This window comes from Paraburkholderia sp. GW821-FHT02A12, assembly GCF_059422005.1.
In genome coordinates this window covers 1,572,753-1,599,104 of record NZ_JBWKWA010000002.1, presented here as the reverse complement: position 1 = coordinate 1,599,104, position 26,352 = coordinate 1,572,753, and the positions used below count along the sequence as shown (strand labels likewise).

Annotated in this window: 22 protein-coding genes; 11 read left to right on the top strand and 11 right to left on the bottom strand. The window is 61.7% G+C overall.

The window, feature by feature from the left end; all coding sequences use genetic code 11:
- The first annotated feature begins 94 nt into the window (after nt 1–94).
- Both AC07WT_RS28620 and AC07WT_RS28615 read left to right on the top strand, forming a co-directional pair.
- Nucleotides 95–436: a zinc ribbon domain-containing protein YjdM gene (locus tag AC07WT_RS28620; RefSeq protein ID WP_492594335.1), complete on the top strand. Its 342-nt coding sequence runs from the start codon at nt 95–97 to the stop codon at nt 434–436.
- 32 nt (nt 437–468) lie between these two features.
- On the top strand, nt 469–882 hold the full coding sequence (locus AC07WT_RS28615) for a VOC family protein (RefSeq protein WP_494949532.1): 414 nt from the start codon (nt 469–471) through the stop codon (nt 880–882).
- Nucleotides 883–892: 10 nt separating this feature from the next.
- Here the strand turns inward: AC07WT_RS28615 and AC07WT_RS28610 are convergent, their stop codons facing one another.
- The gene (locus AC07WT_RS28610; protein ID WP_494949531.1) at nt 893–1,858 is read right to left on the bottom strand and encodes an AraC family transcriptional regulator; all 966 of its coding nucleotides are present in this window, start codon (nt 1,856–1,858) and stop codon (nt 893–895) included.
- 313 nt (nt 1,859–2,171) lie between these two features.
- Here AC07WT_RS28610 and AC07WT_RS28605 point away from each other — a divergent pair, with 313 nt between their 5' ends.
- Complete coding sequence (locus AC07WT_RS28605) at nt 2,172–3,224, top strand: NAD(P)-dependent alcohol dehydrogenase (RefSeq protein WP_494949530.1); 1,053 nt, start codon at nt 2,172–2,174, stop codon at nt 3,222–3,224.
- 915 nt (nt 3,225–4,139) lie between these two features.
- Nucleotides 4,140–5,096 carry a LysR family transcriptional regulator gene (locus AC07WT_RS28600; protein WP_494949529.1) on the top strand — a complete coding sequence of 319 codons (957 nt, stop codon included), beginning with the start codon at nt 4,140–4,142 and terminating at the stop codon, nt 5,094–5,096.
- A gap of 36 nt (nt 5,097–5,132) precedes the next feature.
- Here AC07WT_RS28600 and AC07WT_RS28595 read toward each other — a convergent pair whose 3' ends face one another.
- Nucleotides 5,133–6,278: a nucleoside hydrolase gene (locus tag AC07WT_RS28595; protein WP_494949528.1), complete on the bottom strand. Its 1,146-nt coding sequence runs from the start codon at nt 6,276–6,278 to the stop codon at nt 5,133–5,135.
- 95 nt (nt 6,279–6,373) lie between these two features.
- On the bottom strand, nt 6,374–7,432 hold the full coding sequence (locus AC07WT_RS28590; RefSeq protein ID WP_494949527.1) for an SDR family oxidoreductase: 1,059 nt from the start codon (nt 7,430–7,432) through the stop codon (nt 6,374–6,376).
- Nucleotides 7,433–7,556: 124 nt separating this feature from the next.
- Here AC07WT_RS28590 and AC07WT_RS28585 point away from each other — a divergent pair, with 124 nt between their 5' ends.
- A complete protein-coding gene (locus tag AC07WT_RS28585) occupies nt 7,557–8,465 on the top strand; it encodes a LysR family transcriptional regulator (RefSeq protein ID WP_494949526.1) in 909 nt (302 codons plus the stop codon).
- A 158-nt stretch (nt 8,466–8,623) separates the two neighbouring features.
- On the opposite strand, the gene AC07WT_RS28580 is transcribed toward AC07WT_RS28585, so the two are convergent.
- Nucleotides 8,624–9,589 carry a hypothetical protein gene (locus AC07WT_RS28580; RefSeq protein WP_494949525.1) on the bottom strand — a complete coding sequence of 322 codons (966 nt, stop codon included), beginning with the start codon at nt 9,587–9,589 and terminating at the stop codon, nt 8,624–8,626.
- Between the two features lie 125 nt (nt 9,590–9,714).
- On the opposite strand from AC07WT_RS28580, the gene AC07WT_RS28575 reads away from it, so the two are divergent.
- From AC07WT_RS28575 to AC07WT_RS28550, 6 genes are read left to right on the top strand one after another with little or no spacing between them, the layout of a single operon-like run.
- Nucleotides 9,715–10,560, top strand: a complete 846-nt coding sequence (locus AC07WT_RS28575; protein ID WP_494949524.1) for a M15 family metallopeptidase — start codon at nt 9,715–9,717, stop codon at nt 10,558–10,560.
- A 28-nt stretch (nt 10,561–10,588) separates the two neighbouring features.
- Nucleotides 10,589–10,717, top strand: coding sequence for a hypothetical protein (locus tag AC07WT_RS28570; protein WP_494949523.1), 129 nt, complete (start codon nt 10,589–10,591; stop codon nt 10,715–10,717).
- A gap of 2 nt (nt 10,718–10,719) precedes the next feature.
- Nucleotides 10,720–10,944: a hypothetical protein gene (locus tag AC07WT_RS28565; RefSeq protein ID WP_494949522.1), complete on the top strand. Its 225-nt coding sequence runs from the start codon at nt 10,720–10,722 to the stop codon at nt 10,942–10,944.
- 7 nt (nt 10,945–10,951) lie between these two features.
- Complete coding sequence (gene tssM / locus AC07WT_RS28560) at nt 10,952–14,833, top strand: type VI secretion system membrane subunit TssM (RefSeq protein WP_494949521.1); 3,882 nt, start codon at nt 10,952–10,954, stop codon at nt 14,831–14,833.
- Entirely contained in the window at nt 14,830–15,822 is a 993-nt protein-coding gene (tagF, locus tag AC07WT_RS28555) for a type VI secretion system-associated protein TagF (RefSeq protein ID WP_115105311.1), read from the top strand. Before tssM ends, tagF begins: the two co-directional genes overlap by 4 nt.
- 4 nt (nt 15,823–15,826) lie before the next feature.
- Entirely contained in the window at nt 15,827–16,774 is a 948-nt protein-coding gene (locus AC07WT_RS28550; RefSeq protein ID WP_494949520.1) for an OmpA family protein, read from the top strand.
- A 79-nt stretch (nt 16,775–16,853) separates the two neighbouring features.
- Here the strand turns inward: AC07WT_RS28550 and tssA are convergent, their stop codons facing one another.
- The 7 genes from tssA to tssC all read right to left on the bottom strand — a co-directional run bounded on the left by tssA (nt 16,854) and on the right by tssC (nt 26,351).
- Nucleotides 16,854–17,957 carry a type VI secretion system protein TssA gene (tssA, locus tag AC07WT_RS28545; RefSeq protein WP_494949519.1) on the bottom strand — a complete coding sequence of 368 codons (1,104 nt, stop codon included), beginning with the start codon at nt 17,955–17,957 and terminating at the stop codon, nt 16,854–16,856.
- A gap of 65 nt (nt 17,958–18,022) precedes the next feature.
- Complete coding sequence (gene tssH, locus AC07WT_RS28540; protein WP_494949518.1) at nt 18,023–20,698, bottom strand: type VI secretion system ATPase TssH; 2,676 nt, start codon at nt 20,696–20,698, stop codon at nt 18,023–18,025.
- A 35-nt stretch (nt 20,699–20,733) separates the two neighbouring features.
- Complete coding sequence (tssG, locus tag AC07WT_RS28535) at nt 20,734–21,828, bottom strand: type VI secretion system baseplate subunit TssG (RefSeq protein ID WP_494949517.1); 1,095 nt, start codon at nt 21,826–21,828, stop codon at nt 20,734–20,736.
- Nucleotides 21,792–23,630 carry a type VI secretion system baseplate subunit TssF gene (gene tssF / locus AC07WT_RS28530; protein WP_494949516.1) on the bottom strand — a complete coding sequence of 613 codons (1,839 nt, stop codon included), beginning with the start codon at nt 23,628–23,630 and terminating at the stop codon, nt 21,792–21,794. Before tssF ends, tssG begins: the two co-directional genes overlap by 37 nt.
- A gap of 90 nt (nt 23,631–23,720) precedes the next feature.
- Nucleotides 23,721–24,200: a type VI secretion system baseplate subunit TssE gene (tssE, locus tag AC07WT_RS28525; RefSeq protein WP_007176945.1), complete on the bottom strand. Its 480-nt coding sequence runs from the start codon at nt 24,198–24,200 to the stop codon at nt 23,721–23,723.
- A gap of 84 nt (nt 24,201–24,284) precedes the next feature.
- The gene (locus AC07WT_RS28520) at nt 24,285–24,788 is read right to left on the bottom strand and encodes an Hcp family type VI secretion system effector (RefSeq protein ID WP_006052923.1); all 504 of its coding nucleotides are present in this window, start codon (nt 24,786–24,788) and stop codon (nt 24,285–24,287) included.
- A 72-nt stretch (nt 24,789–24,860) separates the two neighbouring features.
- On the bottom strand, nt 24,861–26,351 hold the full coding sequence (tssC, locus tag AC07WT_RS28515) for a type VI secretion system contractile sheath large subunit (protein ID WP_492592274.1): 1,491 nt from the start codon (nt 26,349–26,351) through the stop codon (nt 24,861–24,863).
- Between the last annotated feature and the right edge of the window lies 1 nt (nt 26,352).

Below are 26,352 nucleotides of genomic sequence, written 5' to 3'. Positions count from 1 at the left end.
GCGGCGCGTTGAACGGGCCAATCCGGACGGACGTGCGGTATACTCGCCCTCCCCCGAAGTTATCCGCGGCACGCCGCGGTCTGGAAAGAAAATCATGTCCGCAATTCCCGCCTGCCCCCAATGCGCAATGGAAAACACGTACCCGGACGGCGACAACTACGTCTGCCCGGATTGCGCTCACGAATGGCCGATGGCGAGCACCGCCGCCGCTGACGATGCCGACGAACGCGTCGTCAAGGACGCCAACGGCAACGCACTTGCCGACGGCGACGCCGTGGTGCTGATCAAGGACCTGAAAGTGAAAGGCTCGTCGATCACGCTGAAAATGGGCACCAAGGTAAAGAGCATTCGCCTTGTCGGCGGCGATCATGAAGTGGACTGCAAGATGGACGCAGGCAATTTCATGCTGAAGGCCGCTTATCTGAAGAAGGTCTGAAGCGGCCCCCACGCAACCGAGGAGCGGCAGCCATGTTTTCCCACGTATTTGTCGGCGTGAGCGACTTCAAGCGCGCTTTCGGCTTTTATAGCGCGCTGATGGACACGCTGAGTCTGAAGCTGAAGTTCCGCGACGAAGACGCATGCTGGGCCGGCTGGATGGTCGCGGATCGGCCGCGGCCGCTGTTTCTGATCGGCAAGCCCTACGACGGCCAACCGGCCGCAGTGGGCAACGGTCACATGCTGGCGCTGCTCGCGACGGACCGCGCGACGGTCGATCGCGCGCATGCCGTCGCGCTCGCTCACGGCGGCGCCTGCGAAGGACCGCCGGGATTGCGTCCGCAATATCATGCGCACTATTACGGCGCGTACTTTCGCGATCCGGACGGCAACAAGCTTTGCGTGTGTTGCCACGAACCGGCAGCGCCGTCAGCGGAACCTTCCTGAGAACGCGCGTCTATACAGCCGTCACGTATTTCGCGACCGGCTTGATCTCGCGCGGCGGCGCATCGTGCACGGTACGCATGCGCTTGACTTCATCGACTGGGCTCAAGCCGAACAGGCGCTTGAACTCGCGGCTGAATTGCGACGCGCTTTCGTAACCGACACGCGCCGCAGCCGCACCCGCGTTCAAACCATCCTGCACCATCAGCAAGCGCGCGTGATGCAAGCGCGTGGTCTTCACGTACTGCATCGGCGAAGTGGACGTCACGGACTTGAACTGCGTATGAAACACGGCGAGGCTCATGCCCGCTTCAGCGGCTAGCGTCTCGACATCGAGCTGGCCGTGATAGTCGGCATGAATGCGCCGCAACGCCTTGGCGATGCGGCCGAAATGATTCTGATGCGTCAGCGCCGCGCGAATCGCATCGCCCTGCTCCCCCGTCAACACGCGGTAACAGATTTCGCGGACCACGCCCGGCGCCAGAATGCGCGCATCGAGCGGCGAGGCCAACGCTTCCATCAGACGCTGCACGGCGTTGCTCAAGGCCGGATCGAGCGGCGTCGAATAAATGCCGAGCGGCTCGTTCTGCGCGGCGCCTTGCGCTTCGTTCAGCGTCATCAGCAACTCCGCCACCATGGTCAGATCGACGCGCACCGAGATCGCGAGGAACGGTTTTTCCGGACTCGCTTCGGTTTCGCATTCGAACGGCAGCGGCACCGACAATACGAGGTACTGCTGCGCGTCGTACTGGAACTCCTGCTCACCGATGAAACCGCGCTTGCGCCCCTGGCAGACGATCACGATACTCGGCTCGTAAAGCACCGGCCTGCGTGGCATCGGATGATTGGCGCGTAGCAGATTGACGCCTTCCACGCTGGAGCGCGTAACGCCCTCGGCGGGCGCCAGCGTCTCGAACAGTGCGACCAGCCGATGCTGATCGGGATTGGCGGATGCGGGTTCAGCGGAACGTGTGGACATGACGATATGGTGACGCACGAGAGAATAGTGCTTGAAATTTAGCACCAAACATCCTACCGCGCTGCTCACCAGGAGTTTTAGGCAAATCTTCAAGACATTCAGGTATTCCCGGGCTCGCTCCCGGTCCCTACTATGGGAACCCTGCCGGATCATCTTTTTCCGCGCTGCGCCGGGGCCGGTTGGCGATTCACCGAGTAGGAGAATTCGTCCGCCACTGCCGGCGCCATGATCCCGGTCCGTGACAAGGTTGGCCGCATCGGCGACGATGCATCGCCGGCGCCTTGTGCCATTACCCTCTTTACTGGAGCTACCCATGAGCACGACTTATGCCTATGCAGCGACCGACGCCACCGCGCCGCTCGCCCCGTTCGAATTTCAGCGCCGCGAACTGCGCGCGCATGACGTGCAGATGGAAGTCCTGTTTTGCGGCGTGTGTCATTCCGATTTGCACCAGGCGCGCAACGAATGGAAGAACACGATTTATCCGGTCGTGCCGGGTCACGAGATCGTCGGCCGCGTGACTGCGGTGGGTGCGGGCGTGACGAAATATAAGGCGGGCGATCTGGTCGGCGTAGGTTGCCTTGTCGATTCGTGCCGCACTTGTGCGAGTTGTGAGGAAGGTCTCGAACAGTATTGCGAGAACGGTTTTGTCGCCACGTATAACGGCGTGGACCGCGTGGACGGGCAGATCACGTACGGCGGCTATTCGACGCAATTGGTGGTGGACGAAGCGTTCACGCTACGTGTGCCGGAAAATCTCGACCCGGCGGGTGTTGCGCCGTTGCTGTGCGCCGGCATTACGACTTATTCGCCGCTGCGGACTTGGGGTGCCGGTCCCGGCAAGAAGGTCGGGATTGTTGGCCTCGGCGGCCTGGGTCATATGGGCGTGAAGCTGGCCCGAGCGATGGGCGCGCACGTGGTGTTGTTCACGACGTCGCCGTCGAAGATCGAGGATGCCAGGCGGCTTGGCGCGCATGAAGTTGTCATTTCCCGGAATCCGGAAGAGATGGAAGCGCATCTGAACAGCTTCGATTTCATTCTGAATACTGTGGCTGCGCCGCATGATTTGAATCCATTTTTGAATTTGCTTCGACGCGACGGGACTATGACGCTGGTTGGGGCTCCTGAGCATGATCATCCGTCGCCGCAGGTGTTCAATCTGATCTTCAAGCGTCGCCGCCTGGCCGGGTCGTTGATCGGCGGAATCGCCGAGACGCAGGAAATGCTGGATTTCTGCGGCGAGCACGGGATTACTTCTGATATTGAGGTGATTCCTATGCAAGGGATTAATGAAGCATACGAGCGGATGCTTAAGAGCGATGTTAAGTATCGGTTTGTGATTGATCTGGATTCGTTGAGGAAGTAAGGGTTTTTTGCCCGCGCAGCGGTTTGGTTTTTTACGCCTGCGGCGTGGGCTTTTCTCTCTTGTTTTGCCTTTGCGGCGCTTTCGGTTGTACGCCTGCGGCGTTGGCGTTTTCTTGTTCTGGCTTCTTTGACCTTTCTTTTGTTATTGGTTTATTAGCGTTGCCCCTGTGCGGGGCGGCACCTACTTTTCTTTGTCCCCCAAGGGGACTTCCTTCGGGGCGCCGGCCGCAAAGAAAAGTAGGCAAAAGAAAGCGGCTTTACACCGCCAATGCTTAAGCGGGCACCCCGGTCAACCACCGGTAGTGGAAACCTTGCGGACCACACCGTGGTCCACCACCGTTCGTGACAAGGCAGTCATCCACCCCTTCTCGCACTGCGTGCTCGCCGGCAAGGTCCATCCCACACCGCCCGCTGCGGTTTTGCCTGGCGACAGCCGTCGGCTTCGCCTCGGCGAGGTGCAGATCTGGATCGCAGTGTTGAGCAGAACTCCGGCGTAATGGCGCGCGCACGCGTGAACTGGCGGGCTACGTCCCGCACAAAACGCAGACGCCAAACGTAGTGGGTGGTTGGATGAAGTACCTTGCCGGCGAGCGCGTAGCGCGAGAAGGGGTGGATGACTGCCTTGTCACCAGGGCGTGAAGCTGCACTGGCACCGATCAGGTGGCCTCCACTCCCCGTTGATCACAGTGGTGCCCGCTTAGTACCTGCGGTGTGAAGCCGCTTTCTTTTGCCTACTTTTCTTTGCGGCCGGCAAAGAAAAGTAGGTGCTCCCCCGCACAGGGGGAAAGCTAATAGACCACAAAGAAATCAAGGAAAGGCCAAAGAAGTCAGATCAAGGAATAGCAACACCAAAAAAAGCACAGACAAATGCCGCCGCCAAAGGCAAAAAAAACCCACCCCGATTGGGAGAAAAACCATGATTGACAGAATAACCGCGATGCGAACATTCATCCGAATCGTGGATACAAACAGCTTCACCCGCGCGGCGGAGTCGCTCGACATCCCTCGCGCGACAGCGACAACGATCGTTCAGAACCTGGAAGCACTTCTGGGCACTGCCTTATTGGCCCGCACGACGCGGCGCCTGAGCGTCACCGCCGAAGGCGCCGCCTACTACGAACGCTGTGCGCAAATCCTCGCCGACATCGACGAAATGGAAGCGAGCCTGCGTCACGCCACGGACAACCTGACCGGCCGCCTGCGCATTGAAATGCCAGGCGCCGTGGCAAGCACCATCGTCCTGCCGGCGCTGGAGGACTTCCACGCGCGCTTCCCTAATCTGGACCTCGCCATCGGCATCAGCAACCGCGCGGTGGATCTAATAGCCGAAGCAGTCGATTGCAGTATCCAGCTAGGCGAATTGCCGGATTCAAACCTGGTCGCGCGGCAGCTCGGAACCCTCGAGCACGTGACATGCGCCAGTCCCGCCTATCTGGCGCGTCACGGCACGCCGGTGAATCTCAGCGACTTGAACGGGCACGTCGCGGTCAATTGCATGTCGCCATACACCGGTCGCGAGGTGGACTTCGACTTCGAAGTGGATGGCGAAGCGCAAAGCGTGAAGGTGAAGGGCTTCGTCAAAGTCAGCGACGAGCAGGCCTATCTGACCTGCGGTCTGCAAGGCCTGGGTCTGATACAACCCGCGCGAATCGCCGCGCAGCCCTACCTCGATTCGGGACAGTTGCGCGAAGTGCTGCCGCAATGGAAACCCGTGCCGATGCCGGTTTCGGTCGCGTATGTGAAGAACCGCCGCGTATCGCCACGCGTGCGGGCCTTCGTCGACTGGCTCGCAGAACGCTTCGAGCAAGCCGAACACGTCGATCAGGACCTCTCGCGCGTCCGCCAGTTGTTGCGCGGCCTGCATCCCGCCTGAGGCGGGCTCGATGCAGGTCCGCTGCAAACGCGTACGTTAGTTCGGCAAGGTGACCGGCACCGGCCGCGTCAACAGATCGGCATAGAAATTGAAAAAGCTCGGATTGTCGAAGCGTTTGACGATCGTCATCTTCTGCAAACCCGCCGGCGGCGAACTGGCATAACCCGTTGACTTGCCGTCATTCGCGCCGAAGCTCATATCCACATCCACCCATTCATCCACCGTCTGCGTGGCAAACGACGGATGCATCAGGTATGCCAGCGTCAGCGTGTCCCAGATGTTCGTCGTGTAGTTCGGATTGGTTTCGAAACCGTTCTTGCCGTCGAAACCATAGCCGTTCAAAGTCTTGAACAGCTGCGTGATGATGGTCTGCTTCGTGGGATCGTGCGCAACGCGGTCGTACAGCGCCTTGTCCATCTTCACCGTATCCGTGACGTCGAGCGGAACCACGACCTGTTTGATCGGCAAACGCAACACCGTTTTGGCCGCTTCCGGATCGAACCACCAGTTGAATTCGGCAGTCGGCGTCGTGTTGCCGGGCACATCGATCGCGCCACCCATGTAGACGATCTGCTTGATCAACGGCACGATCTCGGGATGCTGGCGCGTGGCGAGCGCGATGTTGGTCAACGGGCCAATGGCCAGGATCGTCACCTCGCCGGGGTACTGCTTGACCGAATCGACGATGAAATCAACCGCGCTCCTGCTCTGCACTTTGGTGTGAGTGGCGAAGCCGTCCGGCGGTGCAACCAGGTCGCTGTCCGATTTCGGCTCCGGTTTATTCCATGCGCCGAGATAACCGTCGCCGCCGGGGAATTGCTTCAGTTCGGCCTGAATGGTGGCGAAGTCGTGCGATAGCGCGTAATTGGCGCCCGCATACACGCCGATCTGATTTTCGACACCAAGCCGTTCGACCGATTTCAATGCGTCGGCTACGCCCTGCTTCAGCCATTGATTGCCGGATACCACCGTAATACCGAGTACTTTCAGCGACCCCTGCGTCTGCAATTGCGCAGCCATTACGCCGAGTTGGCCGTCGTCGCTCAGTGTGTTGTAGTCGCTATCGATAATGACTTTAGGTGGATCGGCTGGCGCATTGAGATTGTTCCCAGCACATGCGGAAAGCGCCGAGATGGCCGCCACGCTTGCCACACAGGTCAATGCCACAAACATTCGCTTCACTGATGTCTCCTTTTTATACCGCCATGCCACGGGAATAAGGAGCCCATCATAGACGTAAATCTAACCAAATAAAATCGTCATGTTTAATGCGTAACTCATGGAATCATCTTCCTGCGTCTGAGATCATCGAAAATACCGATAAACATCGCTTCAGTATCGATAAATTCATGAAAACCGAAGCGGCGTGCTTTCGAGCCATCGCCGAACATGTCGTAATCCCACGAGAAAACGAAATCGGCAAATCGCCAGGATGAGACGTCCCGATACGGCACCGCCTGCAAGCCGTGTTTCGTGACGATCGTATTCCACAAGGGCTCTTTGTCGGCCATGACCGTATCGAGCGACATCGGCAGCGGCGGCGCCACATCGAGTTCGAAATAACGGGCGATCTTCGGCCACAGGTCGTTCCACCGGAACAGATCGCCGTTGTTGATATTGAACGCCTGATTCGCGGCGCGCGGCTCGGTCGCGGCCCACACGGTTGCGCGCGCAAGCAAACCGGCGTCGGTCATTTCGAGCAGCTTGTCATACGCGCCGGGTTTGCCGGGAAAGCGCAACGGCAAGCCGAACTCTTTCGACATCGATGCATACACGGCGATCGCCACCGCCAGATTCATCGGATTGCCAAGCGCAAAGCCGCCCACCACCGAAGGCCGGATCGCCGACCAGCTCCAGCGCTTGCCCTGTTGCCGCGACTCGAGAAACGTCTGCTGGTCGAACATGAATTCGGGCGGCATGAAGTGCGCATCGTCTTCGCGCGCCGGCGTCTTGAACGGGCCGAGATGACCGCCGTACACCTTGTAACCCTGCATCAGGCTCACGTGCTGCAAGCCAGCCGCGACCGGCTCGATCGCGTCGATCACGTTGACCAGCATCGCCAGATTCGGCGGCACAAGCTCAGACCAGCTCGGGCGGTCCTGGTAAGCGGCGTAGAACACCTGCGTGACACGATCGAGCGCGTGCAACCTGGCTCGACTGTCAGCAGGATCGAGCAGATCGACTGCGATGTATTGCACCCGTTGCGTTGCTGTGCCGCCGCGCCGTGCGAGGCCAATGACCTCCCAATTGTCGAGTGTCGCCAGATGATCGACCAGATTGCGGCCTATCACGCCCTGTGCGCCCACCACCAAAGCGACTTTCTTCGTTGCGTTCATTGCCAGGTTCCCGATAAAGCATTTCGCTGCGACGGCCCGTGCCGTGCGGTAACTGAAAGATATCGGCGCGACAGCGCTTTCGGTAGACTGCCCGGTGGCATATCACCTGTGAATTGAACTCACGATGGCACGTTTGGATGTGAACCGTTCCGGCGAACTCGAAGTGTTCGTGCGTGCGGTCGAAACGGGCGGCTTCTCGGCAGCGGCGCGCGCGCTGGGGATGACGCCGTCCGCGGTCAGCAAACTGGTGGCGCGGCTCGAAGCCCGGCTGGGCGCACGCCTCGTGAACCGTTCGACGCGCAATCTGCAACTCACGCCCGAAGGCTGCGTGTTCTACGAACGCGGTGTGCGCGTGCTCGCCGAACTCGACGAAACCGAGCGCGGCGCGGCCACAGGCGCGACGCCCCGCGGCCGCCTGCGCATGCATGCGAACGTGCCGCTTGGACGGCACTATCTGCTGCCGCTGGTGCCGGCGTTTCTCGAAGCGCATCCCGACATCACACTCGATATCGTGTTGACCGACCAGGTGGTCGACCTGCTGGAACAGCGCACCGATATCGCGCTTCGCAGCGGTCCGCTGAAGGATTCGCAACTGGTGGCGCGCAAGCTGGGCGACGCAAAAATGGCGATTGTCGGCGCGCCGTCCTATCTGGCGCGCCATGGCACGCCGCGGACTCCGGCCGATCTGGCCACGCATAACCGGCTCGGCTTTGGCTTCGCAAGGGCGACAACCGGCTGGCCGTTACTTGACGGCGAACAGCACAGGATCGACGTGCCGGTCGAAGGCAACGCGCAGGTCAGCGACGGTGAGACGCTACGCCAACTTGTGCTGGCCGGTGTGGGACTCGCGCGGCTCGCTGTTTTTCAGGTGCGTGAAGATCTGGCCGCCGGCCGCCTCGTGCCGCTGCTCGAAGCATTCAATCCGGGCGACCGCGAACCGGTCAACGCGCTCTATCTCGGCCAGGGCGGCCACCTACCTGCGCGTGTGCGCGCGCTGCTCGATTTTCTGGCGGAACGGATGCGCGTCGAATGACACGCGCATCCGGCTTCACCAGAAATGAGCCGCGAGCTCGGGAAAGCCGTTGCGGCTATGCACTGCCGCCAGACAGAGCACGTCGCTGGATTGACCTGAATCAATTCAGCGACGCGCCTGATGCGGTAGTGCGTCACCAAGACGCGTGTTGCGGGATATCAGGGTTGGCGTGCCTGCGCCGACGCGCCCGGGCATGCGGGGTCTTTGCCCCAATGACCGTCGCATACGCGCCAGCGGCACAACTGGTCTTCGAAGAAACCGCGTTGACCGCACTCCTTCACCCGCTCGGCCAGCTTTGCGTTGGCTGAGGCAGCCGATGCACTCACCTTGGTAGCGGCATTACCGCCGGCCGCTTTCGCGTCGGCCGGCTTGGTTCGCGCCACCAGCGCCGCCAACAGATCGGCATCCGAATCATCTTTCGATTCATTACCGCTCTTCGACGCGCGCGGCTTCCTGGTCTGCGCAACTGCGGTCGGTGCGCTCGCGTGACGGTTGCTCGCGTTTGCGGTCGCACTGTCCTTCTTGCCTTGGGCCGCCGCGGTCTCATGCTTCGAATTGCCGGCCACGGCAGTCGTATTCTTGCCATGCTTCGCCGACGGCACGGCTACAGCCGATGCGGCCGGTGCGGACGCAACTGGTGTGGACGCGTTGCTCGGCTCCGCGCCAGCGGCGAGCGCACGCGACAAGCGGCTGTCGTCACCGTTCGCGGGAGCGGGAGCAGCAGCGGACGCTGCAGCGGCCTTGCTGTCGTTGTCGTCGGCGATGATCGTGGCCGCTTGCGATGGCGCGGCAGCCGGCGCCGCAGCTTTCGCGGTGACCTGTGGCGCGCCGCCCGCAGCGGAGGCCGGCACGACAACTTTCTCGGCGTTGTTCGGCGTGGCCGACGCCACCGCTTCGGTCTGCGTGCGCTGTTGCATATGCCACGCGCCCCAGCCACCGGCAGCGGTCACCAGCAAGGCGACCAGCGCGAGCGGGGTTTTTGACCGGCGTGGTTTATCCGCAGGCGGCGTGACGCGGCCTTCGAGGTTCGCGAGAATCCGCGAACCATTGCCATCAGCGCCTTTAGCCCTATCGGATAACAGGCTAGGCGGGGCTTTGGAATTCGAACTTTCCGGCGCACTCATTCACTGTCTCATTGAATCCTGGATTATTTCGCCGTGATAATACCGTTCCGGCTCGTCTCCGAGCAGGCCTGATTCTAAGAGCAAGCATTACAAAATACAATTGTTTCCAATTTCCGGGGTCGCCTTTGATTGCCGTTGTACTTGTTGCCTATTTCGCCATTGCCGTTGTGATCGCCGCAATGCTGCTATTGCCGGCGGTACGCGCCTCTTTATTAGGCGCTGCGCTCGATATTCATGGTCGTGTTATGCGCCGGGCATCGCGAGGCGCATCGCGCGCTCGTGGCCAATTAGCACGCTCGGCAAAAATTTCGCAATCGACTGTGATCGATATGCAAAATTTACTGGCGAAGCGGCGCTTGCTGATTTTTACCACCGCAGGTATTCTTGCGACGCCGCCATTGGTGGCATTGGCATTACGCGGCCGGCAATTATTCCAATTCGATGACACTGCGCGGGTACCTGACGAGAAAATTGCTGCGTTATTGAATGGCGAACAGCTCGTGCCCCCGCCGCCGCTGCCGCCCGAGGTATTTGCGACGCAGGAAGTCGAGCAGATCCGGCCCGCGCTAAAAGATGCGAGCCGCGACTGGAATTTGCTCGACGCCGACTTCAGGACGCGTTTATTGCTCGTCTATAAAATCATGCACGAGCAATATGGGTATGAAATGGCATTGCTGGAAGGTTATCGCAGTCCGGAGCGGCAAAACCGGCTGGCGCAAATGGGGGGCAACGTCACCAATGCCGCAGCGTTTCAGAGCTATCACCAATACGGTCTTGCCGCTGACAATGCGTTTTTGCGCGACGGCAAGCTCGTCATTTCAGAAAAAGATCCCTGGGCCATGCGAGGCTATCAGTTATACGGGCAGACGGCTGAACAGGTCGGTCTGATCTGGGGTGGTCGCTGGAAAATGATGGATCTCGGGCACGTTGAATATCACAAACCCGGCTTCGTGCTGGGGCGCGGTCATTAAGGCGAAGCGGGCAATAAAGAGGTTGGCAATGGGGCGTTCAATCAATTTTTCTGGCGAAAAGCGGCAATGCCGTGCGCATAACGGCATCGATGCAATGATCACCGGCGAGGCCGTCCATTCCCGACTGGTCAAACCGGTTACATTCACTTTCGCCTGAATATGCTTTCGTTTCATTTCAAACGCAGCGAACCTCTGTTCAAGCTTTTACGCAATCTGGCGCCCGCCGCCCTGACGCTTGCCCAAGGCTGCGTCTCGAGCATGCGGGCCGCGCGGCGCACCGGCCGATCCAAACGCGCCGCACTCGCCGCGCCGCCCCGCTTTGCCGATGCCCGCGCCACGCTGTTAGTCATTCCACGCGCCACAACACATATCACCAAGACCTGAACGGCTTATGCGACGTATTCTCAACGTGTTGACTCACCCCCGCACGCTCTCGATCATCGGCTTGCTCGCGCTCGCTGCCGTATTGTTCATCGGCGCCGATACCTTGCAGATCGACCTGATGTGGCCGGCCATCATCCTCGGCGTGGTGATCGCGCTCTGGCTGCTGGTCTGGCTGGTGCGCCGGCTGCGCGCGCGGCGCGCGAATAACAAGCTCGGCGAAATGCTCGAACAGCAGGCCGAAAAGCAGACCGAAACCGGCCCTGCGCCGACACCCGCGCGCCAGGCCGAACTCGACGTGCTGCGCACGCGCCTCGTCGACGCGGTGAAGACCATCAAGACCTCGAAAATCGGCCAGGTGTCGGGCGGCTCGGCGCTTTACGAACTGCCCTGGTACATCGTGATCGGCAACCCGGCCGCGGGCAAGAGCAGCGCCGTGCTGAACTCGGGCTTGCAATTCCCCTTCGCCGACAAGAACAACGCGGTGATTCACGGCATTGGCGGTACGCGCAATTGCGACTGGTTCTTCACGACCGAAGGCATTCTGCTCGACACCGCCGGCCGCTATTCCGTGCATGAAGAAGACCGCACCGAGTGGCTCGGCTTCCTCGGCCTGCTCAAGCGCTTCCGGCCGAAGGCGCCGATCAACGGCATCATCGTCACGGCGAGCATTGCGGAACTGACCAGCAGCAAGCCCGAGTTCGCGATCAACCTCGCGAAGAATCTGCGTCAGCGCGTGCAGGAACTCACCGAGAAGCTCGAAGTATTCGCGCCGGTGTACGTGATGTTCACCAAGGCCGACCTGATTACCGGCTTCACCGAATTCTTCAGCGGCAGCGACCGCCACGAATACGACCGGGTGTGGGGCGCCACCCTGCCCTACGAGCCGGACGAGAAGCGCGACGTCGTGGGACTGTTCGACGAGCATTTTGAAGAACTGTATGACGGTCTGAAAGAAATCAGCGTCGCGCAGATGTCGATCAACCGCGGCAACAAGCTTTCGCCGGGTCAACTGAGCTTCCCGCTCGAATTTTCGACGATCAAGCCCGCCTTGCGCGCATTCCTCGCCACGTTGTTCGAAAACAACCCGTTCCAGTACAAGCCGATTTTCCGCGGCTTCTACTTCACTAGCGCATTGCAGGAAGGTGAAACCAACAGCGCCGCGGCCACCCGCATCGCCAATCGCTTCGGCCTGGGTGCCGACAACCTGCCCAAGCCGCATAGCGCGTTCTCGAAGAACGGCTTCTTCCTGCGTGATCTGTTCTCCAAGGTGATCTTTGCCGACCGTCAGACGGTCAAGCAATTCGCGAGTCCGGCCAAGACGCGCATGCGCTATGCGACGTTCTTCGGCTTCGTCGCGGTGCTCGCGCTGGCGCTCGGCGGCTGGACATGGTCGACGATCGGCAACCAGCAGCTCGCCGACAACGTGAAGGCCGACCTCGACAACGTCGTGCGCCTGCAACAGAACCGCAACGACCTGCAATCACGCCTGCAGGCCATGGACATTCTCGAAGACCGTATCGACCAGCTCGAGCAGTTCCGCCGCGACAAGCCGCTTGCGGTGTCGCTCGGGCTGTATCAGGGCGACCGTCTCGAGCAGCACCTGCTTACCGAGTATTACAACGGCATTCGCCAGATCCTGCTCGATCCGGTCTCGCAGAATCTCGCGTCGTTCCTGAAGGACGTCAACGCGCATCCCGATCAGCTCGCGCCGATGAACCGTACGCCGGATGCGGGAGCGATTCCCGTGTCGGCGCATACGGCGATGGCGGCCAACAGCCAGGGCGGCCTGTACAGCGATGCGTCGCCGACCAATGTCGAAGACGCCTACAACGCGCTCAAGACCTACCTGATGCTGAGCGACAAGCGCCACGTCGAAACGGCTCACCTGACCGATCAGGTCGCCCGCTTCTGGCGCGGCTGGCTCGAAACCAATCGCGGCAACATGCCCCGCGACGAGATGATCCGCAGCGCCGAACGCATGATCACCTTCTACCTGTCGCGCGTATCCGACAACGACTGGCCGATGATCGACCAGAACCTCGGCCTCGTCGATCAGACGCGTGAGAATCTGCGCCGCGTGGTGCGCGGCATGCCGGCCCGTCAGCGCGTCTATGAGGAAATCAAGGCGCGTGCGTCGACCCGTTTCGCGCCGATGACCATCGCGCGCATCGTCGGCGAAAACAATACGGCGCTGGTGGCGGGCAGCTACGCGATCCCCGGCACCTTCACGCGTGAAGCGTGGTTCCAGTACGTGCAGCCGGCGATTCGCGATGCCGCCACCAAGGAGCTGCAGGCGAAGGACTGGGTGCTCAACACGTCCGCGCACGACGATCTGACTTTGGAAGGCAGTCCCGAGCAAATCCAGAAAGCGCTCGTGACGATGTACAAGACCGAATACGCGATGCACTGGCAAAAGTTCATGCAAGGCATTGCCGTGCAGAGCTTCGGCAGCTTCGGTCAGGCAGTGGATGCGATGAACCGTCTCGGCGACCCGCAGGATTCGCCGATCCGCAAGGTGCTCGAAACCGCGTACGACCAGACCTCGTGGGATAACCCGTCGCTCTTCAACGCGGGCCTGAAGCGCGCGCAAACCGGCGTCACCAGCTGGTTCAAGCAATGGTTCTCGCGCGCGCCGACCGGCCAGATCAACGCCAACATCGACATCAACGGCAATCCTGTCGAAATGCCGATGGGCCCGATCGGCCAGGAGTTCTCGGCGCTGGGCCGCGTCGTCGTCACCGGCGACAACGGTTCGATGCTCAAGGGCTACATGGACACGCTCTCGAAGGTGCGCACGCGCTTTAACGTGATCAAGAACCAGGGCGATCCGGGACCGGGCGCGCGTCAGCTGATGCAGCAGACGCTCGACGGCAGCGGGTCCGAGCTGGCCGATTCGTTGAAATACGTCGACGAGCAGATGCTCACCGGCCTTACCGATTCGCAACGCAAGGCGCTGCGCCCGCTGCTGGTGCGTCCGCTGATGGCGGCGTATGCAGTGGTGATCCAGCCGGCCAGCGTCGAAGTCAACAAGGTCTGGAATGCGCAGGTCTATCAGACCTTCCAGGGGTCGCTGGCGAACAAGTATCCGTTCTCGGGCGATGCGAAGGTCGAAGCCGGCGCCGGCGAAATCGCCCAGGTGTTCGGGCCGGACGGCGCGATCGCGAAGTTCGTCGGCACCACGCTCGGGCCGCTCGCGGTACGCCGCGGCGACACGCTCACTGCTCGCACGTGGGGCGATATGGGTCTCGCGCTGACGCCTGACTTCACCAGCGGCTTCGCGCGCTGGGTGGCGCCGCTTGCCGGCGGAGCGGCGAGTGCGTCGGCACAAAGCTCGTCCGAGCCGCAAACCGTGTTCCAGATCCTGCCGCAGCCGAGCAGCGGCACGACGGAATACACGCTCGCGATCGACGGCCAGCAGCTGCGTTACCGCAACACGCCGCCGCAGTGGACCAACTTCGTGTGGCCGAATCCGTCGGGTTCGCCGGGCGCGACGCTGAGCGCCACCACTTTCGACGGCCGCACGCTGCAAATGGTCAACGAGCCGGGCCGTTATGGTCTGGAGAAGCTGATCAACTCGGCGCAGCGCAAGCGCCGTCCGGACGGCACCTTCGATCTGTCGTGGACGCAAGGCAACGTGACGGTGGCGGTCAGCATGCGCATCATCAGCACGTCGCAGGCATCGGGCGGCAGCAGCGATGCGCCACAACAACAGAGCCTGCGCGGCTTGCGGCTGCCGTCGTCGGTGGCGGATGTGAGCGCGGCGGGTAATTCGGTGAATGCAGTGGCCACGGGTGCAACGGGCGCTTCGCCCGCCACCGCGCCGGCTTCGCAAGCGGCACGGCCGGCCACGACCGCCGCCTCGGTTTCGAACACAGGGGGTGCGCAATGACGCAAACCGTGCAGGCGCAAATCGCCTTCTTCGGCAAGATTCCGTCGCGCGGCGACTTTGTAAAGAGCGTGCATAACCCGCAATTGCTGGCGACGCTCGACCGCTGGATCGCCGAAGCAATGGAATTGCTCACCGACGATCCGCGCTGGAAGATCGTCTACGAAAACGCCAGGCCGATGCACTTCGCGTTCCTCGGTTCGCGCAGCAAGCTGGCGATTGCCGGTCATATGGTGGCGAGTCACGATCAGTCGTCGCGGCGCTTTCCGTTTCTTGCCGCGACCGCTCTGGAAGTCGAAAAACCGCTGACGTTCCTCGCGCGCAGTCCGCTGGCGTTCGCGCGCCTGTGGTCTCGCGTCGCGTCGCAAATGAAGCCGTTGCTCGGCACCAGCGAGCCGGCCGGCGCCTTGCAGGCGCTCGGCGAAACGCAGGTGCCGATCGAAATCGGTGGTGGCCCCGGCAATCCGCACGACGGCACCTTCAACGATTTCGTCGAGCACCAGACGCTCGCCGGCCTCGAACAGATGCTGCTCGCGAGCGGTCATCCGGTGCGGCTGCGCGGCGCGATGCTGGCGCTCGGTTCGCTGCTGCGCCCGGTGATGCAAAGCGGCTCGTCGCATCTCGAACGCGGGCTGACGCTGCCGCTGCCGAACGATCCGTTCTACCGCAGCCTGGTGGCCGCGTTCTGGCTCGAACTGATCGCACCGTTCGTGTCGCAGGCGGATTTCGAACTGGCGATTTTCATCGGCACGATTGCGGAGCGCGAACGGCTCATCATCGGCTTTAACGGCGCGTCGGCCAAAACGCTGCACAGCGTGGTCGATCCGCAGGCGTACGCGGCGCACAACATCGATATCGACGATCCCGAGTGGATCGACGAACACGCACAAAACGACCATGGCATCAGCAAGCTCGTCAGTTACCTCGACCAACCGCAACTGTCGCTGCGCGTCAGCATCGACACGTTCCGCGAAGCATTCACGGGAGAGTGACACGATGCTGAGCAACTCCACGCGCATCGCCACGCTGCTGGCGGGGCTTCTGATCAGCGCCCTCGCCCATGCCGACAACGACGGCCCGGCGCGCGTCACGCCGGTCGACAACAGCGGCATTGCGATTCGCACGACGACTTTGCCGGCGCAGGCTTCGGCGTCGTCGGGCAACGCAACGCCTGGTCTTGCCGCGGCCAGCGGTTCGACGGGCGCGGGCACCGGAGCGATCAGCGCGGCGCCGGCGCCTGCCAATGCGACACCGGGCCAGGTGGTGGTCGGCGGCAAGGTGCCGGACGAAGCAACCAGGGCGGCTGTGCTGGCGAAGCTGCGCGACACCTACGGCGCGGCCAACGTGGTCGATCAGATCGAAGTCGCCGATGTGGCGACGCCGCCGAACTGGTCCGCGAACGTGCAAAAGCTGATCGGCCCGCAGTTGAAGCAGATCAGCAAAGGCCAGTTGACGATCGACGGCACCCAGATCGACGTGAAAGGCGAAGTGCATAACGAATCGCAGCGCCAGCAACTCGCGAGCGATATGGCGAACGCGCTGAATCCGACCTACACGATCAAGAACGGCCTGCGCGTGAGCGCATCCGAACAGGGCCTGCTCGATCAAACCCTGGCGAATCGCACGATCGAGTTCGAAACCGGCAGCGCGACGCTCACGCCGCAAGGCCGCGCGATTCTCGATCAGATGGCCGCAGTGCTGCAGAAGATGACGACCAGGACGGTAGCGATCATCGGCCATACCGACAACTCGGGCAATCGCACGTCGAATATCGCGCTGAGCCAGGCGCGTGCGGATGCGGTGAAGGGTTATCTGGTCGCCAGGGGCATTCCGCCCCAGCAGATGACCACGACCGGCGTCGGCCCGGATCAGCCCATCGCATCGAACGATACGAACGACGGGCGAGCGAGAAATCGGCGCATCGAGTTTCGCGCGGGGTCTTGAGTTACTGCTTGCGCGGCGCGTTCAAACAAAAAAGCCTGGCATGCGTGCCAGGCTTTTTTGTTTGCTGCCGTGGATGGTGTTAGCTGTTTTCGTCAGGCTTCACACCCAGCAACTCGCGAATATGCGCGAGCGACCCATCGTCTTTCACGACCGAGGACAGCCACTGATGCAAAGGCATATCCGCGCATTCCGCCGCCTTGTCGGCGAGATAAGCGGCCGGATTATGCGGCTCCGTGCTGCGAAAGAACTTGGCCACCGCGCGCAATTGGGCGACGGCCTGCGCACGGCTCTGGATTCCTGCAATCGGACCGCCCGGCGTGGTCGTCAACACGGGCTCCTCGCGTTGCGGTGACGTCTTGAAGGTAGGCTCGGCGCGTTCGTGCTCGTCTGGCTTCGGTGCGTTCGGCGGCGCCGCTTCCGCGCTCACTCCAAGCTCGCGTGCGAAGCGCTCGGCCAAACGATAGACGCTGTCATACGCGTCCTTGACCTGACGGAAGCTCGGCGCGAAATCCTCGGCGCGCCGGTCCAGTTCCTGTTCGAGCGCGAGCATCGACGCTTCGAACGCTTTCAGATCGGCCAGCAGCGCCGAATAAAACGCAGGTGGCGTGGCGCGTTTCGAAGCCTCGATCTGCTCGATCGACGGCTTGCCGCGCGCGATATCGTCGGCGTGGTCCGGATCGCGTTTGACCGCTTGCGCGACATGCGTGGCGACGTCCCAATCGATCGTGCTGTACGAATTGCCTTGCGATGAAGTCAGCGGCATCGCGCGCAGCAGCTCGCCGGTGCGCCCGACCAGCCAGGCGACGTTGCCGAGGCGGTATTCGGTATCGTCGCCTTCAGGCAGCGGATGCACATGATCCCAATAGCGTTCGCACAGCCCGGTCAGCAACGCATAACCTTGCGTGAGACCGGTGACGCCCTCTTCGATCGCGAGCGCTTCGGTCAGCCACACGGCCAGCCGCAAATCCTTGGTCTGGGTTTGCAGCAGGCGGCTACAGCGTTCGACGACGAACGGCCAGTCGGCCTCTTTGATATCCGTGACCCATTCGCCCTGATCCAGCGACGGGTCTTCGAAACGGCGCGCGTGCTGGATCGCATCGAAATCGGCCGAAAACAGCAAATCTTCTCCGCACGGCGAGGATTCATTGATCGGAGCCAGCAGCGTGTTCAGGTTGGTCGGCATGACAGAAAGCAATAAGTATCCAGTACGGCATTAAAACAGATTGGCGGGCGCAGCGGCATGCCTCTTTACACAACCGTGTATTCGAACTCACCCGCGTCGCTCGCCCGCACCGCGATGCGTTCGATCGCGACGCCGTTCGCAATGCGCTCCAGCACCTGCTGCGCGACTTCAGGCAGGAGCGTGCCGTTCAGAATGTGATCGACATTGCGCGCACCGGAATCCACTTCGGTACAACGCGCGAGCACCGCGTCGACGAGCGATTCGTCCCATTCGAACACCGCCTTGTGATTCGACTCGATGCGGCGGCGAATCCGCTGCAGTTTCAACTCGATGATTTCGGCGAGCACGTCATCCGAAATCGGATAGTACGGCACCACTTTCATGCGGCCGAGAAACGCCGGTTTGAACGCTTTGTACAACTGCGGGCGCAAGGTCTCGGCGAGTGCGTCGGCGTCCGGCAACGCTTCGGCGCTCTTGTTCAGGCACGCCTGCATCACCGCTTGCGAGCCGACGTTCGAGGTCAGAATGATCAGCGTATTGCGGAAATCTATTTCGCGTCCTTCGGCGTCGTCCATCATGCCCTTGTCGAACACCTGGAAGAACATTTCGAGCACATCCGGATGCGCCTTTTCGACTTCGTCGAGCAGCACCACCGAATACGGATTGCGCCGCACCGCCTCGGTCAGCACGCCGCCCTCGCCGTAACCGACATAGCCCGGCGGCGAGCCCTTCAGGCCCGACACACTATGCGCTTCCTGATACTCGCTCATGTTGATGGCGACCATCTTGCGTTCGCCGCCATACAACACATCGGCAAGCGCCAGCGCGGTTTCGGTCTTGCCGACACCCGACGGTCCGACGAACATGAACACGCCACGCGGTTTGTTCGGGTCTTCGAGATTCGCGCTGGCGGTGCGCACGCGTTGCGCGACCGCTTCGAGCGCATGATCCTGGCCGATCACGCGCGCGGCCAGCAGCGGTTGCAAGTTCAGCACGGTCTGGATTTCGTCCTTGACCATGCGGCCGAGCGGAATGCCGGTCCACGAGGCGACGATTTCTGCAACCACGTGAGCGTCGACCTGCAACGGCACCATCGGTTGACCGCCCTGCAATGCGTGCAATTCGGCGACGCGCGTGGCAAGCGTTTCGCGCGCCTGCTGCGCCTTTTCGGCCTGCCCGGCGTCCGCGCTGCTCACCCGCGCCGCGTCGATTTCCGCGCGCAAGCCGACGATCTCCGTGACCAGCGCGCGCTCCTTGTCGTAGCGCGCTTCGTCTTCGGCGAGATCCTTCAGGTCTTCTTCGCGCAGGCTGAGGAGTTCCGCGAGCCGCTCGTCGTGCAGCGCGCCGCTCGCCACTTCGCGTTCCAGCGCGGCGATTTCAGCGTCGATACGTTCGAGCCGTTTCTTTGTGTCGTCGATGGCGGCGGGCGTCGAGCTATGCGCGAGCGCGACCTTCGCGCAGGCGGTGTCGAGCACGCTGATCGCCTTGTCCGGCAACTGACGTCCGCTGATGTAGCGATGCGACAGACGCACCGCTTCGGTGATCGCGTCGTCGAGCACGCGGACATTGAAGTGCTTTTCCATCAACGCGGCCATGCCGCGCAGCATCGCCGCCGCCAGCGTCTCGCTCGGCTCCTCGATCTTGACGACCTGGAAACGCCGCGCGAGCGCCGCGTCTTTTTCGAAGTACTTCTTGTATTCGCTCCAGGTGGTTGCCGCGATGGTGCGCAATTCGCCGCGCGCCAACGCCGGCTTCAGCAGATTCGCCGCATCGTTCTGCCCGGCCTGGCCACCGGCGCCGATGATCGTATGCGCTTCATCGATAAACAGAATGATCGGATGCGGGCTCTTCTTGACCTCGTCGATCACGTTCTTCAGACGGTTCTCGAATTCGCCCTTGACGCTCGCGCCGGCTTGCAGCAGCCCCATATCGAGCACATGCAGTGCGACGCCTTTCAGCGGTGCGGGCACGTCGTCCGCTGCAATGCGCCGCGCGAGTCCTTCGACCACCGCCGTCTTGCCGACACCCGCCTCGCCCGTCATGATCGGATTGTTCTGCCGGCGGCGCATCAGAATATCGATGGTCTGGCGAATTTCGCCTTCACGGCCGATCACCGGATCGATCTTGCCTTCGCGCGCACGCTGCGTGAGATTGCTCGTGTAAGTATCGAGGGCGGGCGTTTTCGAAGGCGCACCGGGCGTTGCATCGGCCGCCGCCGGGTTCCCGGCGCCTTCAGGCGCGTTCTCCGTTGCCTGGCCGCGTTCGACTTCACGCGACCCGGCGGTCAGTTCGTCGAACTTGTGCTTCAGATCCGTCACACGCACATCGCGCAGCAGCGGCGACATGCGCTCTGCAAACTGCGCGAGGTCCGGCGCGCTCAGCAGCGCCAGCAACAGATGCCCCGAACGAATCCGCCCGATCTGTGAATCGAGCGATGCAATCAGCCACGCCTGTTCGAGCAGCGCGATCAGATGCACCGAGAACACCGGAGTGCGCGTATTGCCGCTTTTCAAACGCTGCAACTCGCGTTCGAGATCGGCGCGCAGCGCGTGCGCATCGACCTTGCTCGCGCGCAGCACCAGCGCGACATCGCTCGCCGGTTCATCGAGCAGCGCCAGCAACAGATGTTCAAGGTCGACCTCATAGTGACCGCGTGCGAGACAATTGTTCGCCGCCAGCAAAGCCGCCTGCCGGCAGGTCGGATTCAGTTTGGCGATCAGGGTGTTGAGGGACGTGCTCATGTCGTGAGATCCGGGTCCAGGTTCTATCGTTATGGTCAGTGAATCACGTGCAATTCGTAGCGGGCATCCGCGCGATCGCCGTCGGCTTCCCTGGTGCACAGGAACGCGTCCCAGCCGAGGCGCGCGCCGTTGCCAAGAATGCTTGCGCCCACCTCCGCACGGCGCAACACCAGCGAGACCTCGTATTCGAGCGTCACGCCGGCGAGCAGCGTCAGCATGCGTTCGAGCGCGACGGCACGCTCGGCGCCGGGTAAGAACGCTTCGTAGTTCTGCTTGTCGAGCGGTCCGATCACGAGCCGCGCGCGCATGTCGCGCTGCCAGACCCGTTCGCCCGCCAGCGCGGTGGCGCCGAGCGTCGCGTTGACGCTGCCGAGCACGGTGAGCTGATCGCGCGGCACGTCGTACCATTTGCCGACGAACTGCTCGACGCGCACCGGCACCTTGAAGTACTCCGACAGCGTGCGTTGCAGATACGCCGCCGACACCGGCCGATGCCGCGCGGCCAGTGCGTAGCCGGCAATCGCTTCGTCGAACAGCGCGCCGTCGCCGCTTTGCAGACTGTTGCGCGTGTCGTCGTCGGCGACGCCGGCCAACGCGAGCAACAGCGGCAGATAGCGTTCGTCGCGATCCAGTTCGTAATGAAACGGCAGCCGGTATTTCTTCCATGCCGCGTAGAACAGCGCGGTCGCGCGATTCGAAAATACGTCGAAGAACTCGCGCGCCGCGCGATCGCGCCTGATCTGCTCGCGCTCGATGATCTGTTCGGTGTAGTGCAACGGCAATGCGCCCTGGCCACCGAGCAAACCGAAAAACGCCGGCGTGATATCGACCTTGTCGAGTGAACCGTCTTCGAGCGCGGCCGTGCGCTGCGGTTTCTCTTTCAGCGCTGCGCCTGCGTCGTCGTAAGACTGTGCGCTGTGAATTTCGCTCGGCGGAAACGACATCGACAGCGAATTGCGAAAGGCAATCCGCTGCGCGACGATTTCGCCAGGACGTCCGGCACTTGACGGCGTTTGCTGCGCGAACCACTTCTCGAGAATCCGCACCGCCTGAAAAAACTCGAAGCGATGCGGTTCGTCGAGAAGCTGCTCGACTACGCCAGAATCGATTCGCCGCTGCGCGGTTTGCATCGCAGGATCTCCTCGCCGGTGCGCTTCGACACGACGACCAGTTGCACAAAGCTGTTCAGATGCACGTACAGCCCAAAAAACGTGTCGATCACCCGCACGAACGACGCGAGGCTCGTACCGACGAAATGCTCTTCGTCGATCGTCAGGCGGATCTCGATGCCGCGCACGAACGTCGCGAACGGTTTGCCCGGCAGCCATTGCACGGCCGCGCGCTGTTCGATGCCCACCAGCCCGTCGATATGCCGCGCGGACACCGCCGTGCGCCGCAAATCGTACAGAACCAGCATTTCCTTGAGCGCCGACAAGCCGCTATTGGCGAGCGATACATGATTCAGCGCCAGATGCGAAATCAGCCGCCAGTGCGCGGCGCGCCCGCGTTCGAAACGCACGCTCGGCGTCGGCCGGCGCAGCATCGTGATGCTGCCGGTCAGCGAACCGCCTTCGAGATACAGATCGCCGCCTTCGAGACCCACCGCGAGGCCAGCGGGCAAGTCGCGATTGGTGCAGGTCAAATCGAGGCTAAGCGTGTCGGTTTGCGGCGCGGCCGGTTCGAAGTCGATATCGACGATCGAAATCTCGGTCTCGTAGCCGGGACTTTTCTGCGCGACCCAATCGTTGCGCCGCGCGAACCAGTAATGCCCGGCCCGCCCCGCTTCGCCATGATGCAGCGAATAGAACGGCCGGAATTCGATCACCGATTCTTCATGCGCCTGCTGCCTGACCAGCTGCACCGAATCGATCGAATAAACCTCATACGCAAACGCGCGGCGCGCTTCGGCGATCACCGGATACGAAATCGCCTGATGGCTGATCCGGATCGGCTCGCCGTGCTGCTCGAACAGATTGACGACCGGCGTGCAGAACAGCCGGAAATGATGCGCCGACAACGAATCGAGCAGTCGTGCGACGTGCGAATCGCTGCGCACATCCTTGAGCACGACGTGCAGCGTCAGGCGCTGGCAGCGGCCGCTTGCGCGCGTCATCGCCGCCAGATCGAAGTCGGCGAAATTGAATTTTTCGGGGAATGCGAAGTATTCGGTCAGCAGCCGGTACGCCGGGTGCGATTTGGCCGGATAGTCGATCAGCGCGTCTTCTTCATCGAAGCCCGCTTGCACGACCGGCGATTCACGCAGTTGCTTCCACACACCGCGCCGGTCAGGTTCTACATAGGTGGCCATTGCGTTGACGAACAGGCAATCGGCCAGCGCCGCGATAAACGATTGTTCGCCGTGCAGGTGCGTGCGCAGCGTACCGACTTTCAGCGCGGACAGATCGAGTTGCGGCGCCGTCGATTCGAACGTGATCGACACGATCGCCGTAGCGTTGCCCGGCAAAATGGTGGCGCTCGGCGCCATCGCCACCGACGTGTATTTCGCCTCGGAGATACGAATCGGCGCCAGCGTCACGTCGTAGGCGGTGCGGAAACGGCATTGCACGCCGCGAATCGGCCGCGATTTGAGTTCAGTGCCGCGCGCCACCAGGACCGGCTCGGTCAGGTGACTGAGCGCGGCGGAGGTCCCCAACTGCGCGATCGAGCAAGACGGAAACGGCCGCAGATAGTGCGGATACAGCACTTCCAGCAGCGCTTCAGTGAATTCGGGGTAGTCGTCGTCGAGTTTCTTGTTGATGCGCGCGCCCAGCAGCGCGAACGATTCGATCATCCGCTCGACGTGCGGATCTTCGCAGTGCTCGCCGGACATCGCCAGACGCGCCGCGATCTTTGGATAGCGCTCGGCGAAATCGCGCGAATAGCGCCGCAGAAATGATAATTCGCGCTCGTAATACGGCAGCAATTCTTCCATCGATCTATCCCCGGACCTGAACCATCTCCGCCCAAACTATCGCCGCCGTTGCGCGTAACGGCGGCAGAAAAGCGGTACTGAAGTGCGGTACTAAAGCTTCGCGCGTGCGCGCGTCACCGAGTATTGCAGCGTGGAAGGCTGCAGCATCGCATCGAAACTCACCGGTTCTTCTGCCGGATGCACGACCAGCAGCGCCTGAATCGCAAAGTTGAGCGCGTTGGTCGATTGTTCGTTCAGCTCGAGCGTTACCGCAACCTGTTGCAGACGCGGCTCGTGCCGCGCAATTGCCTGTTGAATCGATTTACAGATGAACGTGCGGTCGTAATGACTCGCGAGACTCAGGCCCGCGAAATCGTTCAGACCGTACGTCAGCACCGAGCGCTGACATTCCGGCAGCGCCGCCAGTTCGTGTTCGGTCAGCGCTATCCGCGTGTTCAGGATCGCCTCGACGTCGCGAGCGACAGTGCTCTTCAATTCGTCCAACGACAATTGCCGCATCGCCGGGGAAGCCGGCAGATGCGGTTCGTCGTCGAACAGCTTGTCGAGAAAGCTGGGTTCGAAGCGTTTCATCAGGTACCGAGAACCGGTTCGACGCGAGGCGCGCACAGCATGCGCAAGCGGATTTACACCGCGCGCGCCATGTGCGCCCTGACATCAGACCGCGTACGTCTTGTCGTTCTTCGTCAGGCTCCACGCTCCTTGCGCGTTGCCTCCCTGGTTGCCGCCGATCTTCTGCTGCGTGTACTTCCACTGCACGGCAGCGTACTTCAGCGAGAACTGTTCGCTCGGCAGGCCTTCGCCCACCACGCTCGGCGTCACGCTCGAGATGATCACGTACTTGAGTTTAACTTCCAGGTACTTGATGCGGTTGCCTTCGCCGTCCGAACGCATGAAGTCGATCGTCACTTCGTCGAACGTGGTGCCGCCCGATGCGTGTTGATAGATCAGCGGGCTGACCACGTCGATATCTTTCGTGAACTGCATGTCAGCATGTTCGCAACGCTCGGACGTGTGACCGCCCGCCGTCGAAGCCGTCGCCGAACGCGGCTGCGTGATCGAGTGGCTCCACGAATCGATTTCGATCCAGCCAGCATGATCCTTATCGGCGGACTCGCCTTTGATCGCCGGATTGCCGAATTTTAAATAGATGTCCTTCATAACTCATCGACTCCCCAAAGAGGTGGTTTTAACAGCCTACCCGTGCGGCCCGCACGGGCTTTCTGACTTCGTTTATGAATTTGCCGGTTTCGGCAAGTCAGCGACAAGCCGCAAAGAGATCGAGAGCTCGTCCAGTTGAAAGTGCGGGCGCAGAAATGCGACCGAACGATATGCGCCAGGCTTGCCCGGAATCTCCGAGACCTGTATCGATGCCTCACGCAGCGGAAACTGCGCTTTCTGCTCCTGAGTCGCGTTGTCGTCCAGCAGCACGTACTGGGAGATCCAACGGTTCAGGAATACTTCGACATTGCCGGCTGAAGCGAAACTGCCGATCTTGTCGCGCATCATCGCTTTCAGGTAGTGCGCAACGCGCGACACCGAGAAGATGTATTGCAACTGCGCGGACAACACGGCGTTCGCATTCGCGCTATCGGTGCTGTATTTCTTCGGCTTCTGTACCGACTGCGCGGCGAAGAACGCGGCATAGTCCGAGTTCTTGCAATGCACGAGCGGAATGAAACCGAGGTCGCTCAATTCTTTTTCGCGGCGATCGGTAATCGCGATTTCGGTCGGGCATTTCAGCGCGACTTCGCCGTCGTCGGTCTTGAACGTGTGGGTGGGCAGATCTTCCACCAGACCGCCGCCTTCCACGCCGCGAATCGCCGCGCACCAGCCGAAGTCGTCGAATGCGGCCGTCAGGCGTGCCGCGAAGGCCCACGCCGCGTTACACCACAGATATTTGCTGTGATCGGTGCCGTCCACATCTTCAACGAAGTTGAAGCCTTCCGCGGTCGCGCCGTCTTTCGGATTGAACGGCAGGCGGCCGAGAAAACGCGGCAACGTCAGGCCGACATAGCGCGAATCTTCAGCGTCGCGGAACGACTTCCACTTTGCATATTCGACCGTGTCGAACACCTTGCCGAGGTCGCGCGGCTTGCCGAGATCCGCGAAGGTTTCAAGGCCCAGCAACTCGGGCGACGCCGACGCGATGAACGGCGCATGCGCGGCCGCCGCCACGTGCGACATCTGCTCGATGAAGTAGACGTCTTCCGGCTGACGGGTCACTTCGAAGTCGCCGATGATCGTGCCGAACGGCGCGCCACCGAAGGTGCCGAACTCTTCTTCATACACCTTCTTGAAGAGTGCGCTCTGATCGAATTCGATCGCGGTCTTGAAGTCGCGCACGAGGTCGCGCTTGGGCGCATGCAGCGCCTTGATCTTGACCGTCGCACCGGTATTGCTTTCCTTGCACAGGTAGTCCAGACCGCGCCACGTGCTTTCCATACGCTGGAATTCCGGCGCGTGCATCACCGCGCTCAGCTGCGCGGAGATCAGGCGGTCGAGTTCCGCGACGCGCGCGTCGATCGTGGCCGACAGATTGTCGGACACCACCACGGTGCCGTCGAGCACCTGATGCACGAGTTCGCCGATCAGGTCCTTCGCACGCGCGTGTTCCGAATCGGACTTCGCCACGCGGCTTTTCTCGACGATTTCGTCGAGCAGCGTGGATTCCGTGCCGCTTTGCGCGGTGGCGAGTTGGGCTGCTGCCGTTTGCTGGTTCATC